14 protein-coding genes and 1 riboswitch are annotated in these 16,228 nt (G+C 32.3%); of the genes, 1 reads left to right on the top strand and 13 read right to left on the bottom strand.

Annotated features, from left to right (window positions below):
- Positions 1-20: 20 nt before the first annotated feature.
- The 13 genes from G9F70_RS03135 to G9F70_RS03075 all read right to left on the bottom strand — a co-directional run bounded on the left by G9F70_RS03135 (position 21) and on the right by G9F70_RS03075 (position 13,885).
- On the bottom strand, positions 21-734 hold the full coding sequence (locus tag G9F70_RS03135; protein WP_164945200.1) for a TVP38/TMEM64 family protein: 714 nt from the start codon (positions 732-734) through the stop codon (positions 21-23).
- A gap of 86 nt (positions 735-820) precedes the next feature.
- The gene (locus G9F70_RS03130; protein ID WP_164945199.1) at positions 821-1,702 is read right to left on the bottom strand and encodes a DNA-3-methyladenine glycosylase family protein; all 882 of its coding nucleotides are present in this window, start codon (positions 1,700-1,702) and stop codon (positions 821-823) included.
- Positions 1,703-1,721: 19 nt separating this feature from the next.
- Positions 1,722-2,135, bottom strand: coding sequence for a C-GCAxxG-C-C family (seleno)protein (locus G9F70_RS03125; RefSeq protein ID WP_164945198.1), 414 nt, complete (start codon positions 2,133-2,135; stop codon positions 1,722-1,724).
- Between the two features lie 458 nt (positions 2,136-2,593).
- Positions 2,594-3,634 (bottom strand): type I glyceraldehyde-3-phosphate dehydrogenase, encoded by a 1,041-nt coding sequence (gene gap, locus G9F70_RS03120; protein WP_164945197.1) that lies wholly within the window; start codon positions 3,632-3,634, stop codon positions 2,594-2,596.
- 343 nt (positions 3,635-3,977) lie between these two features.
- The gene (gene gltA, locus G9F70_RS03115) at positions 3,978-5,360 is read right to left on the bottom strand and encodes an NADPH-dependent glutamate synthase (protein ID WP_164945196.1); all 1,383 of its coding nucleotides are present in this window, start codon (positions 5,358-5,360) and stop codon (positions 3,978-3,980) included.
- A complete protein-coding gene (locus G9F70_RS03110; RefSeq protein ID WP_124997322.1) occupies positions 5,360-6,229 on the bottom strand; it encodes a sulfide/dihydroorotate dehydrogenase-like FAD/NAD-binding protein in 870 nt (289 codons plus the stop codon). The genes gltA and G9F70_RS03110 overlap by 1 nt, the downstream gene beginning before the upstream one ends.
- 139 nt (positions 6,230-6,368) lie before the next feature.
- Positions 6,369-6,472: riboswitch (glycine riboswitch) on the bottom strand.
- A gap of 285 nt (positions 6,473-6,757) precedes the next feature.
- Positions 6,758-7,924, bottom strand: a complete 1,167-nt coding sequence (locus tag G9F70_RS03105) for an iron-containing alcohol dehydrogenase (RefSeq protein ID WP_164945195.1) — start codon at positions 7,922-7,924, stop codon at positions 6,758-6,760.
- Between the two features lie 330 nt (positions 7,925-8,254).
- Positions 8,255-9,103, bottom strand: coding sequence for a 3-hydroxybutyryl-CoA dehydrogenase (locus G9F70_RS03100; RefSeq protein WP_164945194.1), 849 nt, complete (start codon positions 9,101-9,103; stop codon positions 8,255-8,257).
- Between the two features lie 125 nt (positions 9,104-9,228).
- The gene (locus G9F70_RS03095; protein ID WP_164945193.1) at positions 9,229-10,239 is read right to left on the bottom strand and encodes an electron transfer flavoprotein subunit alpha/FixB family protein; all 1,011 of its coding nucleotides are present in this window, start codon (positions 10,237-10,239) and stop codon (positions 9,229-9,231) included.
- Between the two features lie 13 nt (positions 10,240-10,252).
- On the bottom strand, positions 10,253-11,035 hold the full coding sequence (locus tag G9F70_RS03090) for an electron transfer flavoprotein subunit beta/FixA family protein (protein ID WP_164945192.1): 783 nt from the start codon (positions 11,033-11,035) through the stop codon (positions 10,253-10,255).
- Positions 11,036-11,048: 13 nt separating this feature from the next.
- A complete protein-coding gene (locus tag G9F70_RS03085) occupies positions 11,049-12,188 on the bottom strand; it encodes an acyl-CoA dehydrogenase (protein WP_164945191.1) in 1,140 nt (379 codons plus the stop codon).
- Between the two features lie 77 nt (positions 12,189-12,265).
- Positions 12,266-13,045: a short-chain-enoyl-CoA hydratase gene (locus G9F70_RS03080; protein ID WP_164945190.1), complete on the bottom strand. Its 780-nt coding sequence runs from the start codon at positions 13,043-13,045 to the stop codon at positions 12,266-12,268.
- Between the two features lie 201 nt (positions 13,046-13,246).
- Positions 13,247-13,885 (bottom strand): redox-sensing transcriptional repressor Rex, encoded by a 639-nt coding sequence (locus G9F70_RS03075; protein WP_164945189.1) that lies wholly within the window; start codon positions 13,883-13,885, stop codon positions 13,247-13,249.
- A gap of 345 nt (positions 13,886-14,230) precedes the next feature.
- On the opposite strand from G9F70_RS03075, the gene abc-f reads away from it, so the two are divergent.
- The gene (gene abc-f, locus G9F70_RS03070) at positions 14,231-16,156 is read left to right on the top strand and encodes a ribosomal protection-like ABC-F family protein (protein ID WP_164945267.1); all 1,926 of its coding nucleotides are present in this window, start codon (positions 14,231-14,233) and stop codon (positions 16,154-16,156) included.
- Positions 16,157-16,228: the final 72 nt, after the last annotated feature.

The raw sequence follows: 16,228 nt of genomic DNA, 5'->3' as shown, positions 1-16,228 counted from the left end.
AATGCAATCTCCTTAATTTTTTAATAAGTTTTTTTCTTTTTAATCATAGCCTTGATTATTGCATTCCCTTTAAATATTCCTATTAGGGATAAAATAGTCATGGTTATGCCTATAGTTATTAAACTTGTAACATCCCATGCATATATTTTTTGTCCAAAGTAAGAAGATATAAAAATACCTGGTATTCTACCTAAGGTTGAATATATAAAGAAATCTTTAAAAGAAATATCTGATACTCCACATATATATGCTAGGGCATCTTTTGGTATTCCTGGGACTAAATAAAATATAAATACAACAAATTTTTTACTTCCTGCTTTTAATATTTTTCTAAAAAATTTTACCTTCTTATTTAGTATCAATTTTTCTACAAGAAGCTTACCATAGTTATTAGATATAAAATATACTACTATACTTCCTAAGGTAATACCCATTAAAGATATTATTCCACCTAAGAAAGTACCAAAAATATATCCTCCGGCCACTTGTATAAATTCACCTGGAATAAAGAAAACAACAACTTGTATAACCTGCATCAAAATAAAAACTAAAATGCTGAAATTCCCATAAGAGCGAATAACTTCTTTTAATATATTGGGATTCTTAAACATATATGAATACTTGAAATAATATTCATATCCAATATATATGAAAAACAGCAGAACTGATGATAGTACTATATATTGTTTATATTTTGATAGCTTTATTGTGATAGAATTCCATATTATTTTCATTGTTTTTTATCCTCATCATTCTTATAAAATTCAACATTATTCCCTACACTTATCTACTATTAGTATTTTGCTTAATTTTTACTATTTTATTCAATTTTAATATTATTTTCCCTTGCATAATAAAATAAATACTGTTGTGCGAACCCTGCCGTGTTTTCAAATTTATCTCTAGCAAAAATCCTTATTTTTGGTAGAGACACATCTGGTGCTAAGTAAAAAAATTGCATAGCTCTCTTAACCCATACATCCACTGGAAAAGCAGAATATTTTTGCATAGAAAATAACATGATACAATCAGAAACCTTTGGGCCAATACCATTAAGTTTTTTTAATTCTTCATGACAAACATCATCTTCCTGAGATTTAATAGATTCCAAATTCACTTCACCAGTATATACCCTATGCACTGTGTCTTTTACGTACTTAGACCTAAATCCTAGACCACAACTTTTTATATCTTCTAATGACGCTCCTTCTAAACCTGCAGCCGTTGGAAAGGTGTAGTAGGTTTCGCCTTTATATTCTATTGCTTTCCCCCATTTCCTACTCAAATTGTCTATTGCTCTTTTTATCATGGGGATTCTATTATTTGAAGAAATTATAAATGACATGGTAAGTTCAAAAGGCTCCTGTTGCAATAGTCTGATGCCATAGCCAAAATCAACGGATTTTTTAAGAAGAGGATCTTTCTGAAATTCATCTTTGATAACTGTATAATCTCTTTTAAGGTCAAAATAGTCACACCAAAGTAGATTAAATTCTTCTTCATTTATATTATATATTTTTACCTGCGTATTTTTCTTTTCTACTTCTATTACCTTGCCATATGCCACTCCTATGTAGTTGCCACTTGCTTGTTTGTTCCATCTAAAACATTGGCCGCATTGGAATATATGGTCTAATTCAAAGTTCTCTACATCTTTTATAATTATACCTTCATTAAATGATTCAACATTTTTGTAATCCATAATTTTCCCTTTCCTTAGTTCAGTTATTTATTTTTAATTCTCGTGCGACAATTTCATCTAATATCTCAGTAGCTGTTTCAATCATAACCCTGCAACCACTATCTTGCTTTTTATATTTTGCTTTAAGTGACCTGCAATTATCTGTACCTAACTTTGCTTCAAACTTTTGGAAGAACTCCTGACATAGCTTCTTAACTCGCTCTCCTTCATGTGCTTTTTCTTTAGTGAATAATATACCTATAACTGAAAGTGAACCTGTTATAGCCCCACAAACGCTTTCAACACCCATTCCACCACCAAAGGATGACATAGCTTTAAATGTTTCACTTTTCAAATTCATATTATATTCATCACTAGCAGCATAAATCATCACCTCAGAACAACTTAAATCATATTCTTTAGTATAATATTTGTTTATTTTATCAATTAACATACACATCGCCCCCATTCTTTAACCTTATTATATCAAATTATTATCACTTAGTTATGAATTTTTTGTGTTTTTTAATCCTTTTAGTCCTTTAATGTCAAATAGTTGTTAACCGTCCCTTATGTTTTGCCCATTTTCCACTTAATCAACTCCACAATTCACTGTTTAAATCATCTCCTGGGTCGCTGTAATTAACGACTTCACAAGGAGATTTAGACTCCCACTAAAGTTTTCTTTTTATTGTAGTATGTTACCCCACTTATAGAAGTGGGAGACTTCCTTCTGAAATGTCGTTAAACTAGAGAAGGACGGTTAACAATTATTAACTAATAAACTAGTTAATAATTGTTAACCGTCCCCGTTTCTCCTACCAAAATCATTTATGAAACGCAGCTAATTTTCTTATTTGCTTTATAATGGTTATAAATCCTTCCTTCATTTTAGATACTAATCCTTAGCATCTATATTACCATTTTCATATTTTTTGCATTACTTATTTTACTTGCTACAAGATTTACTAAATCTACTGTTCTAGATGAATATCCCCATTCATTATCATACCATGCTAGTACCTTTAAAATGTTTTTGCCTATAACCATGGTTGAAAGTCCATCAACTATAGATGATCTATCATCACCCTTATAATCTATAGATACTAACGGTTTTTCTGAATAACCTAATATACCTTTAAGCTCATGTTGTGATGCATATTGGAATGCACTATTTACTTGCTGCACAGTTACTTCCCTTGACATTTCACATATAAGCTCTGTTATAGACACTGCGGCGGTAGGTACCCTTAAAGATGACCCATTGATTTTGCCTTCAAGACTCGGAATTACCTTTGCAAGTGCTTTTGCAGCACCAGTAGTTGTAGGAATTATCGATTCCCCTGCCGCTCTAGCACGCCTTAAATCTTTATGAGTTTTGTCTAGTATTCTTTGATCATTAGTATATGAGTGTATTGTTGTCATACATCCATTAACTATACCAAATTGTTCATCTAATACTTTAGTAAAAGGTGCAAGGCAATTAGTAGTACAAGAAGCATTGGAAATAATATGGTGTTTTTGAGGATTATATTTTTCGTCATTAACTCCCATAACTATTGTTATATCCTCATTTTTTGCCGGTGCGGTAATTACTACCTTTTTAGCTCCTGCTTCAATATGTTGCATAGCCTGCTCTCTCTTTGTATATATCCCTGTTGATTCTATAACAACATCTACGCCTAGTTGCTTCCAAGGCAAATTCTTAGCTTCTTTTTCATTAAACACTTTAATTTCTTTACCATTTATTATTAATGAGTTACCTTGCGTTTCTACTTTGCCTTTAAATGTTCCATAACAAGAATCATAGGTAAAAAGATGTGCAAGGGTTTCTACATCTGCTCTTGCATTTATAGCTACTATTTCTGCTCCTTCATGTAAATTATCTTGTGCAATTCTTAATACAACCCTTCCTATTCTTCCAAACCCATTTATAGCGATTTTTACACACATATTTACTCCTCCAATATACATCTTATTTTATGTATTGTGATACATTATTTCTTTATATAATTTGAAATACGCACATATTTTCAGTATTTAATATAGTTTTATATAATATGTTAAACCGTTTACAATCAAATGCAATATATATAATTTTATGTGCTATACTATTTATATCAATGTACTACACTTTTGTCAATAGTAAATTTGTCAATATTTTTCTAAATATGTAATTATATATCCCATTAGCTACTTATTGCTTATGTTTGCTTTGATTATCTAAAAAAAATAAATATTAAAAAAAAATCCATAAACTAAAGTTTATGGATTTTTTTTAATATCTATTTTCTTATTAGTTTGTTAGCATTTCATTTATAGCTTTAGCAGCTTTTTTGCCTGCTTCCATTGCCAAAATAACTGTAGCAGCTCCTGAAACAGCATCTCCACCAGCATATACATTCTTTTTAGAAGTTAACCCAGTTTCATCTTCTGCAACTATACACTTCCATTTATTAATTTCCAAACCTTCTGTTGTTGATGCAATTAATGGATTTGGTGATGTTCCTAGTGACATTATAACTGTATCTACATCAATTACAAATTCTGAACCTTTAATAGCTATAGGTCTTCTTCTACCTGAAGCATCTGGCTCACCAAGCTCCATTTTTATACAGTTCATTCCTATAACATTTCCCGCATCATCTCCTAGGATTTCAATTGGATTCACAAGTAAATCCATTATAACTCCTTCTTCTTTTGCATGATGCACTTCTTCAGCTCTTGCTGGAAGTTCTGATTCTGATCTTCTGTATACTATATGACCTTCTGCACCTAGTCTTACTGCTGTACGTACAGCATCCATTGCAACATTACCTCCACCTACAACAGCAACCTTGCTGCCTGTTCTAATAGGGGTACTGTAACCCTCTTTATATGCTTTCATCAAATTGTTTCTAGTTAAATATTCATTAGCAGAGAATACTCCATTTAAATTTTCTCCCGGTATTCCCATGAACATTGGGAGTCCTGCACCTGAACCAATAAACACAGCAACAAAATCTTCCTCTTCCATTAACTGATTTATTGTTACAGTTCTTCCCACAATAACATTCGTTTCTATTTTAACGCCTAATTTTATAACATTTTCAACTTCATGTTTAACAACTGTTCCTTTTGGCAATCTAAATTCTGGAATTCCATACACCAAAACTCCACCAGCTTCATGAAGTGCTTCAAAAATAGTTACATCATATCCATCTTTAGCTAAATCCCCTGCACATGTAAGTCCAGCTGGGCCACTTCCTATTACAGCAACTTTTTTACCATTTTTAGGCTTTGTTTGTGAAATATCAACATTATGTGCTCTTGAATAGTCACCTACAAATCTTTCAAGTTTACCTATAGCTACAGCTTCTCCCTTTATTCCAAGTATACATTTGCTTTCGCATTGAGTTTCTTGTGGACAGACTCTTCCACAAACAGCTGGTAATGCACTATATTTTGCTATTACTTTAACTGCCTCTTCAAATTCTCTTTTCTTAACATGTTGAATAAACCCAGGAATATCTATGGCTACAGGACATTTAGTAACGCACTTTGGATTTTTACAGTTTAAGCATCTTGCAGCTTCTTCAACTGCCTCATCTTCTGTATAACCTAGACATACTTCTTCGAAATTAGTTGCTCTTATTTTCGGATCTTGTTCTGCTATTTTCACTCTATTCATTTTACTCATTATTTAGTACCTCCTAATCCACAGCCTGGTTTAATGCCTTCATTTTTAGAAACTTCTTGCGTTTTGTACATTGTTTGTCTTCGCATTGCTTCTTCAAAATTAACCTTATGACCATCAAATTCTGGGCCATCTACACAGGCAAACTTAGTTTCACCATCTACAGTAAGTCTGCAAGCTCCACACATTCCCGTGCCATCTACCATAATAGGGTTCATACTTACAATAGTTGTTATTCCAAGTTCTTCAGTTAATTTACAAACAAATTTCATCATTATCATTGGTCCAATGGCAATAACTAAATCGTATTTTTTGCCTTCATTTTGAACTAAATCTTTTAATTTATTTGTAACAAGTCCCTTATATCCATAAGAACCATCATCAGTACATGGATAAACGTTGCCTGCTACACTCTTCATTTCTTCTTCCATAATCACATATTCTTCAGCCTTTGCGCCTATTATTACATCTGCTTTTACACCTTGCTCATTTAACCATTTAACTTGAGGATAAACTGGAGCTGTTCCAAGTCCACCTGCTATAAAAATAATTTTCTTATTCTTTAGTTCTTCAATGCTTTCACTCATTAATTCTGATGCTTGTCCAAGTGGTCCTACAAAATCTAAAAACGAGTCCCCAACTTCATAATTTTCCATTTCTTTTGTTGAACAGCCTATTGTTTGAACTACAATAGTAACTGTACCTCTTTTAGTATCATAGTCAGAGATTGTGAGTGGTATTCTTTCACCTTTTTCGTCCATTTTGATAATTACAAATTGACCTGGTTTTGCTGATTTAGCTACTCTTGGCGCCTCAATATCCATTAAAAATATTTGAGGTGCTAATGCTCTTTTCTCAATGATTTTATACATTTTTATTCCTCCATATTCATCTATGATTTTATATTTAATTTTTTTGCAACATATTTATTAGTAAAACGATTGCAAGGCATCTTTGTTTAGATACCTAAAGTAAATAGACAGGCAGTAAAGAGCATAGAAATACTAATGCTATTCACTACCTGTCCTTTTATCTGAAAGTTTCCTCAAAATAGTAACCTATTTGAGTTTCTTCTTCGATGCCCATATTAAATGGATCTCTCCAGGGACATGTCCAATTATTGTACTCTACCTGAAAGCTTCCGAGTAATTCTTAGCAAAATTTACTCGTTTCTTCTTCGGTTACCCCAAAATATATGGGATATCTCCAACAATTATCATCCACCCATATTAAATTACATTTATAGTTTAAGTCTTTCTACGTATATAGTCAACATAAACTAGCCTATCTCCTATTTGTTTTTTCTATAAGTAGCATAAAAATAGCATAAATTTGCAACTTAAAATTATCTTTTAAAATTGCAAATTTATTTTATATTACTGTATTCTAATCATTTAAGTCTAAAAATTAACTTTTTCTCCTGTAAATGTGCAAGTAAATACTTTTTTCATTTCATCCACATTTATTGATCTTGGGTTAGATCCTGTGCATGCATCTTTTATAGCATTTTCAGCCATAAAATCTACATTTGCTTCAAATTCTTCTTTAGTTATTCCATATTCAGCTAAAGAACATGGTATATTCATAACTTTATTTAAATCTCTTATCATATTAGTTAATGAATCTATTAATTCATCTTGCGTATTTCCACTTAAACTTAAGCTTCTTGCAATAGCCGCATATCTATCTCCACAAGCTTTTTTGTTGAAATCTATAACATATGGAAGAAATATTGCATTTGCGCAGCCATGAGGGATATGTAATACAGCACCTGTTTTGTGTGCCATACTATGAGCAATTCCTAGTAGTGCATTTGAGAATGCCATTCCAGCCAAGCATTGCGCAATGTGCATTTCATTTCTTGCCTGCTCATTTCCTTCAAAGGACTTTAATAAATTTTCTCTAATCATAGTTATAGCTTGCATTGCCAATGGGTCTGAAAAGCTTGAATGAAGTCCTGCTACATAAGCTTCAATTGCATGAGTTAATGCATCCATGCCTGTATGCGCTACTAATTTAGGTGGCATTGTTTGAGCCAGTGCAGGATCAACTATTGCTATATCTGGTGTTAAATTGAAATCTGCTAGTGGATATTTTATTTTTGCTTTATAGTCGGTAATTACTGAAAATGCTGTAACCTCAGTTGCTGTTCCACTAGTTGATGGTATAGCTATAAATTTAGCTTTTTGTCTTAGTTCTGGAAGACCAAAAGGTATAACCGCTTGTTCAAAAGTAAATTCTGGATATTCATAGAAAATCCACATTGCTTTTGCTGCATCAATTGGTGAGCCCCCACCAATTGATACTATTAAGTCTGGCTCAAATTCTCTCATTACTTTTGCACCATTCATAACTGTTTCTACTGATGGATCTGGTTCTACTCCAGTAATATGCTTAACTTCAATTCCTGCTTCTTTTAAATACTCTTCAACCTTATCTAAAAATCCGAATTTTTTCATAGAGCTTCCACCAGTAACTATTACTGCTTTTTTACCCTTTATAGTTTTTAAAACTTCTAATGAATTTTCTCCAAAATAAATGTCTCTTGGTAGTGTAAATCTATTCATTATATTTCCCCCCTATTTATATATAGAATCATATGTTTTTATACTTATATACTTTTATATTTATATGTTTATCAACATTTACGCCAACTTTGTTATTTGTTTAACTACATTGTTAATTATATAACGTCAGCAATTTAAAGTCAACCTTCAAACGACAAAATTTGATATATTTGGTAAAATAGTTTTGAATACTAACTTTTTTTTACTTAAACCTTACATGTTTGATATATAGATAATTTGCATTTTTAGCAAGTACAAAAAACAAGAGCATTATAACTTGCTATAAGTTATAATGCTCTCTAGATTCATTTCTCATATTAAAATATTATATTATCTTGTATAATTAAAGAATCCTTTTTTAGTTTTTCTTCCTAATAATCCGCCTCTAACGTATTTTCTTAAAAGACTATGAGCTCTGTATTTAGAGTCCCCAGTTTCTTTATATAAAACATCCATTATAGCAAGACATACGTCTAGTCCTATAAGGTCACCTAGTGCTAGTGGTCCCATTGGGTGATTAGCTCCTAGCATCATTGCTTTATCGATATCTTCTGCTGATGCAATACCTTCGGCAAATATTCCTATTGCTTCATTGACCATTGGTATTAATATTCTGTTTACCACAAATCCTGGTGCTTCTGCAATTTCTACAGGATCTTTTCCAATAGATATAGCCACTTCCTTTACAAGACTAAAAGTCTCTTCAGATGTAGCCATTCCTTTTATTACTTCTACAAGCTTCATCATTGGTGCTGGATTAAAGAAATGCATTCCTATAACCTTATCAGGTCTATTTGTAGCAGCTGCCACTTCTGTTATAGAAAGTGAAGATGTATTTGATGATAAAATAGTTTCTGGTTTACAGATTTTATCGAGTTCTGCAAAAATTTCTTTCTTGATTTCCATGTTTTCTACAGCAGCTTCAACTACTAAATCACAATCTGCTGCTAAACTCATATCAGTAGTCCCTGTGATTCTTGAAAGTATTTCTTCCATATTTTCTACTGTTATTTTTTCCTTGCTAACTAATCTTTCTAGATTTTTTTTGATTCCAGCAAGTCCTTTATCTACAAATTCATCTTTTATATCTCTTATTATTACTTCATATCCTTTAGCTGCAAACGCCTGAACAATTCCAGCTCCCATAGTTCCAGCTCCAAGTACAAAAATCTTTTCCATAAATAACACGCTCCTCAAATTTCATTTTATTTAAAACTAAAAGTAGTAACTTTTTTTAAAACTTACTCTAATACTAAATTCTAGCATTAGAGCAAGTTCACTTTAATTAAAGCTATTTAATTATATTATTTTTCATCATTTAATGCATTGATTTGATCTACCATTTCAGGGAGAACTTTTGTATAATCTGCAGCTATTGCAATATCTGCAACTTTCATGATAGGTGCAGATGCATCCTTGTTTATAGCTATTATAAAATCAGAATCTTGCATACCAGCTAAATGCTGAATTGCTCCTGATATACCACAAGCTATATACACAGTTGGTCTAACAGTTTTTCCTGTTTGTCCTACTTGAAGTGATTTATCTACCCAACCATTCTCAACTGCTGCTCTAGATCCTCCAACAACTCCGCCTAGGCTAGTTGCTAGTGTTTCCAGTATTGCAAAGTTCTCTTTAGATCCAACGCCACGACCACCAGATACAATGATATTAGCTTCTCCAATATCTGCTATATCTTTAGCAAGCTTTACAACTTCTAAAGTTTTAGTTCTGATATCAGCTTCTGTTAGATTTACAGTAACTTTTTCAATCTTGCAAGTTCTATTTTTATCTTTAGCTAATTTTTCAAAAACTCCTGGTCTAATAGTAGCCATTTGTGGTCTATGATCGGAGCAAACTATTGTAGCCATCAAGTTTCCTCCGAATGCTGGTCTTGTCATAAGTAAATTTTTAGTTTCTGTATCTACATCCAAGGAAGTACAGTCAGCTGTAAGTCCTGTTGAAAGTCTTGCTGCTACCCTTGGTCCTAAATCTCTTCCTAAATAACTTGCTCCAATAAATATGACTTCTGGCTTTCTTTCGATAGCAAGTTCACAAATAACTTTTGCATAGGCATCAGTTGAAAAGTGGCCGAGTAGTGGGTGCTCAGCTACTATAATTTTATCTGCGCCAAATGCTATGAGTTCAGCCGTCATAGCATCTGTTTTATCTCCAAGTACTACCGCTGTTAATTCTACTTTTAATTTATCTGCTATTTCCCGTCCCTTACCTAAAATCTCAAGTGATACTTTTTGAAGTTCTCCATCTCTTTGCTCAGCAAAGACCCAGATTCCTTTATAATCTTCTATATTCATGCTAAATCCCTCCTTAAATAAAGTGGTTTTCTTTTAATTTTGAAACTACATACTGAGCTGCTTCTTTAGGTGGTAACTTTACAAGTTCTCCGTTTCCTTTAGGTTCTTTAGTCATAGACTTCTTAACCTTTGTTGGCGAACCGCTTAGTCCAAGAAGAGCTTTATCTGCTCCAATAATATCTGCATTCCAAACTTTAACTTCTTTATTTTGATACATATCAAAAATGTTTTTTATATTCATGTATCTTGGCTGATTTAACTCTTTTATAGCTGTTAAAAGAACCGGTGTTTTAACTTCTATGTTTTCATATCCATCTTCCCAAGCTTTTCTAACTTTTAATCCGCCCTTAATTATTTCAACTTTTTCAACGTAAGTTATTTGAGCAAGACCTAAGTGTTCTGCTATTTCCGGACCAACTTGCGCTGTATCTCCATCAATTGCTTGTCTACCTGCAAAAACTACATCGTAGTCTAATTTCCTCAAAGTTGCTGCCAGTGCATGTGATGTAGCTAATGTATCTGCTCCTGCAAATGCTCTGTCAGATACTAATATTGCGTCGTCCGCTCCCATAGCTAGTGCTTCTCTTAGCGCTTTTTCCGCTTGTGGTGGTCCCATACTTATAACGGTTACATAAGCGCCATCGCTATCTCTTAATCTTAGTGCTTCCTCTAGTGCATTTTTATCATCTGGATTTATGATTGATGGAACTCCTTCTCTTATAAGGGTTCCTGTCTTTGGATCTATTTTAACTTCATTTGTATCTGGAACTTGTTTTAAACATACAACTATATTCACTTTTAATCCCCTCCTACTTTAATAAGTTTGCAGCGATAACCATTTTTTGTACTTGTGAAGTTCCTTCGTAAATCTCAGTTATCTTAGCATCTCTCATCATTCTTTCTACTGGATATTCTTTTGTATATCCATATCCTCCGAAGATTTGAACAGCTTTAGTTGTAACTTCCATAGCTGTTTCTGATGCGTATAATTTTGCTCTAGCAGCTTCTAAACTGTATGGAAGGCCATTATCTTTATTCCATGCTGCCTTATATACTAAAAGTTTTGAAGCTTCAACTTTAACATCTAGTTCAGCCATCATCCATTGTAAACCTTGGAATGCTGATAGAGGTTTTCCAAATTGTTTTCTTTCTTTCATGTATTTAGCTGCTGCTTCTAGTGCTCCTTCTGCAATTCCTAGTGCTTGAGCTGCTATACCAATTCTTCCTCCGTCAAGAGTTTTCATTGCTATACCAAAGCCTTTTCCTTCTTTTCCAAGCATGTTTTCTTTTGGAACTATGCAATTTTCAAATACAAGTTCAGTAGTTGAAGAGGCTCTTATTCCTAATTTATCTTCGTGTTTACCAATTGAAAATCCAGGAAACTCTTTTTCAACTATGAAAGCAGTAATTCCTTTTGTTCCTTTGCTCTTATCAGTCATAGCAAAGACTATAAATGTATCCGCTACTCCGCCATTCGTGATAAATATTTTCGAACCATTTAATATATAATTATCGCCCTCTAAAACCGCTGTAGTTTGTTGCTCAGACGCATCTGTTCCTGCATTCGGCTCAGTTAATCCGAACGCACCTAATTTTTCACCTTTTGCAAGTGGAATTAGATATTTTTTCTTTTGCTCTAATGAACCAAACATGTCTATTGGGCCCGCGCATAATGAAGTATGGGCTGAAAGTATAACGCCTGTAGTTCCACATGCTTTTGATAATTCTTCAACAGCTATAACGTAAGATAAATTATCTCCACCCGCTCCACCAAATTCAGTTGAAATTGGAATACCAAGCATATGATATCTAGCCATTTTCTCTACAGTTTCCATAGGAAATCTTTCTGTTCTATCTATTTCTGCAGCTAATGGTTCAACTTCGTTTATTGTGAATTCCCTTACCATTTGTTTTACAAATTCTTGTTGTTTTGTCAATGAAAAATCCATAACCCTTCCTCCTCACTATTCTCTGATAAAAATAATAATTATTATCTTTATCTTGTTTTTTTAAATTTTATATTTATTTATTTATTTTTAAAGCATTTTTCTGATTTTTCAAGAAATGCTGTCATTCCACTTTTTTGATCTTCTGTGGCAAAGCACGCGCCAAAAATTTCAGCTTCATAAATCAAAGCTGTATCTATATCCATTTGCATACCCCTATTGATTGCTGTTTTACACAACTTAACAGCTATAGGTGCGTTGTTAACAATTTTTTTAGCTAATAGTTTTGCTTCTTCAATTAAATTTTCAGGTTCTACTACCTTATTAACAAGCCCTATTCTTAAGGCTTCTTCTGCATTAATAATTTCTGCAGTAAATAATAATTGTTTAGCCATACCTGTACCTACAAGTCTAGCGAGTCTTTGGGTACCTCCAAATCCAGGTGTTATTCCAAGACCTGCCTCTGGTTGTCCAAATTTTGCTTTTGATGAAGCTATTCTAATATCGCAAGCCATAGAAAGCTCACAACCTCCACCTAGCGCAAAACCGTTTACTGCTGCTATTATAGGTTTTTCTAAAGTCTCTAGTTTTCTAAATACTTTGTTTCCTAAATTTCCAAATCTTCTACCACCCATTGCATCGAGATCTTTCATTTCTGAGATATCAGCGCCTGCAACAAAAGCTTTTCCCCCGCCTGTTATAATTACTGCGTAGATTTGGTCATCACTAGCAATTTCATCAATTGCGAGTTCTAGCTCTTTTAACGTTTCTGTATTTAATGCATTTAGAGCTTTGGGTCTACTAATTGTAATAACTGCAACTTTGTCTTCTTTTTGAAGAACAACATTTTTGTATTCCACAACAATCCACTCCTTACGAATTAATATATTATTAACAATTTGTTAATAATATAACAATTAAGATTGAAAAAAAATAATTGAAGTACTTTACTCCAATTACATTATATCTCTTTTCTGCACTTATTTCAACAAAAAAAACACCTTTTTATTTAAAAACAGTGTTTTCCAACTTTTAATTATGCTAAGTGTTCCACCACTATTTTATGGATATGTCCTGTCATTCATTAAACAACTGAGGGTTAAAAGACTTTCACTTAAATGGACATTCTCCACTATTATTTCTTCTGGTACATCTAAATCTACAGGTGCGAAATTCCATATACCCTTAACCCCATTTGTTACCATCATATCAGCCACTGTTTGAGCATTGTTTTTGGACACACAGATTACACCAATGTCTATGGGTGTTTCTTTTAAAAATCCCACTAACCCATCTATATCTATTACTTCAACATCTCTAATTTTCAGTCCTATAAGCTTTGGATTAATATCAAAAATACCCGCTAAGTTAAATGCCAGCTTTTCAAAATTAGTGTAATTTGCAATAGCTTGCCCAATATTGCCTGCACCTACTATTATCATCTTATATTCTTTTGACAATCCTAGTATTCCGCTGATTTCATTTAATAATTCTTTTACATTATACCCGTACCCTTGTTGTCCAAAATCTCCGAAGCAATTCAAATCTTGTCTAATTTGAGATGCTGTAAACCCAATTTTCTCCCCTAATTCTTTTGAGGATATTCTATCTACATCATTTTTTAAAAGTTCTCTTAAGTATCTATGGTATTTAGGCAATCTTTTAATAACTGCCATTGATATATTCTTTTTTCTTTCCACAGTTTACATCCCTCCACCAACATCATAAATTTCATATTATTTATTTTACCACACTATTATAAGTTAACACTACTTTTTATTACAAATTTAATAGTTCTTATTGTATTTTCCCCATTTTACTTCCTTTCTACACTATTTTTTAAAATTAATCCCACATATATTTGTTTTTCACTACAAAAGTTTCAATATAAATAGTACAATATTATATGAATGAACTTTAATTGTTATTTATAATTAGTAGAGTCTCATATTTTTAGCAATTCAACTACATTAATTACTTCAAATAGCATTGCATTTTATTATTGTAATAATATTTTAATACTACAGAGTAGGAAGGTGAACATAATAATAGTTCTAAGTTGCAAAGATATTCACAAAAGTTATGGTATAGATGTTATTTTAGACAAAATAACTTTTAGTATAAATGAAGGTGAAAAAGTCGGTTTTATTGGTGCTAATGGAGCTGGTAAATCTACACTTTTCAAAATACTTACAAATCAATTGGATTCTGATAATGGTGAGCTATTTATAGATAAAAACAAAAGAATTGGTTATCTATCTCAGGATCTAAGATTAAATTCCAATAATACTATATACGAAGAAACACTTTTAGTATTCGATAATCTATTAGCCTTAGAAAAAAACCTTAAAGATTTAGAATCAAAAATGAATGAACCTTATGATGCTTCAAAAGAAGAATACACTAACAGAATAATAAAAGAGTATACATTAACCTATGACCTTTACAATAATCGCGGAGGATACACCTATAAAGGAGAAATTAGTAGGGTTCTTAAAGGACTTGGCTTTATGGAAGAAGATTACAATAAGCCAATTAACATATTAAGCGGTGGTCAAAAAACTAGAGTTGCACTATGCAAGTTATTACTTAAAAATCCAGATGTACTTTTACTGGATGAACCTACTAACCACCTAGACTTAGATGCTATAGAATGGTTAGAAGATTATTTGAAATCCTATAAAGGGACTATGTTTATAATATCCCATGATAGATTCTTTTTAGATGCTATTTCTAATAAAACCTTTGAACTGCTTAACGGTCATGTAGATTGTTATAATGGGAACTATACAACTTTTATTGACTTAAAGAAGAAAAATTATGAAATTCAGTTAAAAGCCTACAATTTGCAGCAATCAGAAATAAAAAGACAAGAGGATATTATAACTAAGTATAGGTCCTTTAATAGAGAAAAAAGTGTAAGGGCTGCAGATAGCAGACAAAAATCTTTAAACAAAATGGAAAAGATCGATCTACCTGATAGAGATCCTAAAGAAACTAGGATGAATTTCGAAACAGAAATTAAAAGTGGAAATGACGTTCTTCATATAGAGAATTTATCAAAATCATTTGGAGATAATCTTTTGTTCCAGAATTTAAATTTAGATATGAAAAGATCAGATAAGATTGCTCTTATCGGTGAAAATGGTCGTGGGAAAACCACTCTTTTTAAAATTATTATGGATAAAATGGCCAGTGATACAGGCATAAAAATATTAGGAAAAAATATTTTTGTAGGATATTATGACCAAGAACAATCAAATTTGAATGATAGAAAAACTATAATAGATGAGGTTTGGGATGAATTCCCTAAACTTACTACCACAGAAGTGCGCAGTGCATTAGCTGCATTTTTATTCATAGGAGAAGATGTATTTAAAAATATATCCGCGTTAAGTGGTGGAGAAAGATGCAGGATAAATCTTCTTAAAATCATGCTATCTAAATCCAATTTCTTACTATTAGATGAACCAACAAATCACTTGGATATTATGTCCCGTGAAGCCTTAGAAGAATCAATCCTAGGATATGACGGCACCGTTATTGTAATATCCCATGATAGATATTTCTTAAACAAGGTAATTACTAAAATACTTGAATTAAATCAAGATGGCCTCAAAGAGTATTTAGGTAATTATAATTATTATATAGAAAAAAAGAAAAACCCTCTTAGGTTCCAAGTGGAAGAAGCCCAGGCCGGGATGTCAAAAACTCAAATTAATTTTGATAAAAAGAAGAAAAGAGAAGAATCAAAGTTAGAAAAACAAAAGAAAACGGACCTAAAAGACCTCGAAGATAAAATTTCTTCATTGGAACAAGAATCGGAAAAATTGAATAACGATCTTTGCCTTGAAGAGGTTTATTCAAACCCTACTCGAAGTTCTGACGTAAATAATCAACTTTCAAATGTTAAAAAGGAACTTCAAGATCTTTATGCAGCTTGGGAAGACTTTTTAGATGACGCAGAATAAAAATAGTGCCATTAAAGATACTATAAAAAAAGTATGAAATTTATCCTGCGTGCCTTGCAAACGGGCTCGAAA

It is taken from the genome of Clostridium sp. FP1 (genome assembly GCF_011065975.2).
Taxonomy (GTDB): domain Bacteria; phylum Bacillota; class Clostridia; order Clostridiales; family Clostridiaceae; genus Clostridium_AD; species Clostridium_AD tagluense.
Note: the sequence above shows the minus strand (reverse complement) of the source record. Positions and strands in the feature narration are given on the sequence as shown.

What these genes read in the sequence shown, in the direction of transcription:
- gltA (WP_164945196.1), bottom strand. Translation starts at nt 5,360, where the DNA reads ATGAGTAAAATGAATAGAGTGAAAATAGCAGAACAAGATCCGAAAATA.
- G9F70_RS03085 (WP_164945191.1), bottom strand. Translation starts at nt 12,188, where the DNA reads ATGGATTTTTCATTGACAAAACAACAAGAATTTGTAAAACAAATGGTA.
- G9F70_RS03110 (WP_124997322.1), bottom strand. Translation starts at nt 6,229, where the DNA reads ATGTATAAAATCATTGAGAAAAGAGCATTAGCACCTCAAATATTTTTA.
- G9F70_RS03130 (WP_164945199.1), bottom strand. Translation starts at nt 1,702, where the DNA reads ATGGATTACAAAAATGTTGAATCATTTAATGAAGGTATAATTATAAAA.
- G9F70_RS03125 (WP_164945198.1), bottom strand. Translation starts at nt 2,135, where the DNA reads ATGTTAATTGATAAAATAAACAAATATTATACTAAAGAATATGATTTA.
- G9F70_RS03100 (WP_164945194.1), bottom strand. Translation starts at nt 9,103, where the DNA reads ATGGAAAAGATTTTTGTACTTGGAGCTGGAACTATGGGAGCTGGAATT.
- G9F70_RS03105 (WP_164945195.1), bottom strand. Translation starts at nt 7,924, where the DNA reads ATGAATAGATTTACACTACCAAGAGACATTTATTTTGGAGAAAATTCA.
- G9F70_RS03135 (WP_164945200.1), bottom strand. Translation starts at nt 734, where the DNA reads ATGAAAATAATATGGAATTCTATCACAATAAAGCTATCAAAATATAAA.
- gap (WP_164945197.1), bottom strand. Translation starts at nt 3,634, where the DNA reads ATGTGTGTAAAAATCGCTATAAATGGGTTTGGAAGAATAGGAAGGGTT.
- G9F70_RS03095 (WP_164945193.1), bottom strand. Translation starts at nt 10,239, where the DNA reads ATGAATATAGAAGATTATAAAGGAATCTGGGTCTTTGCTGAGCAAAGA.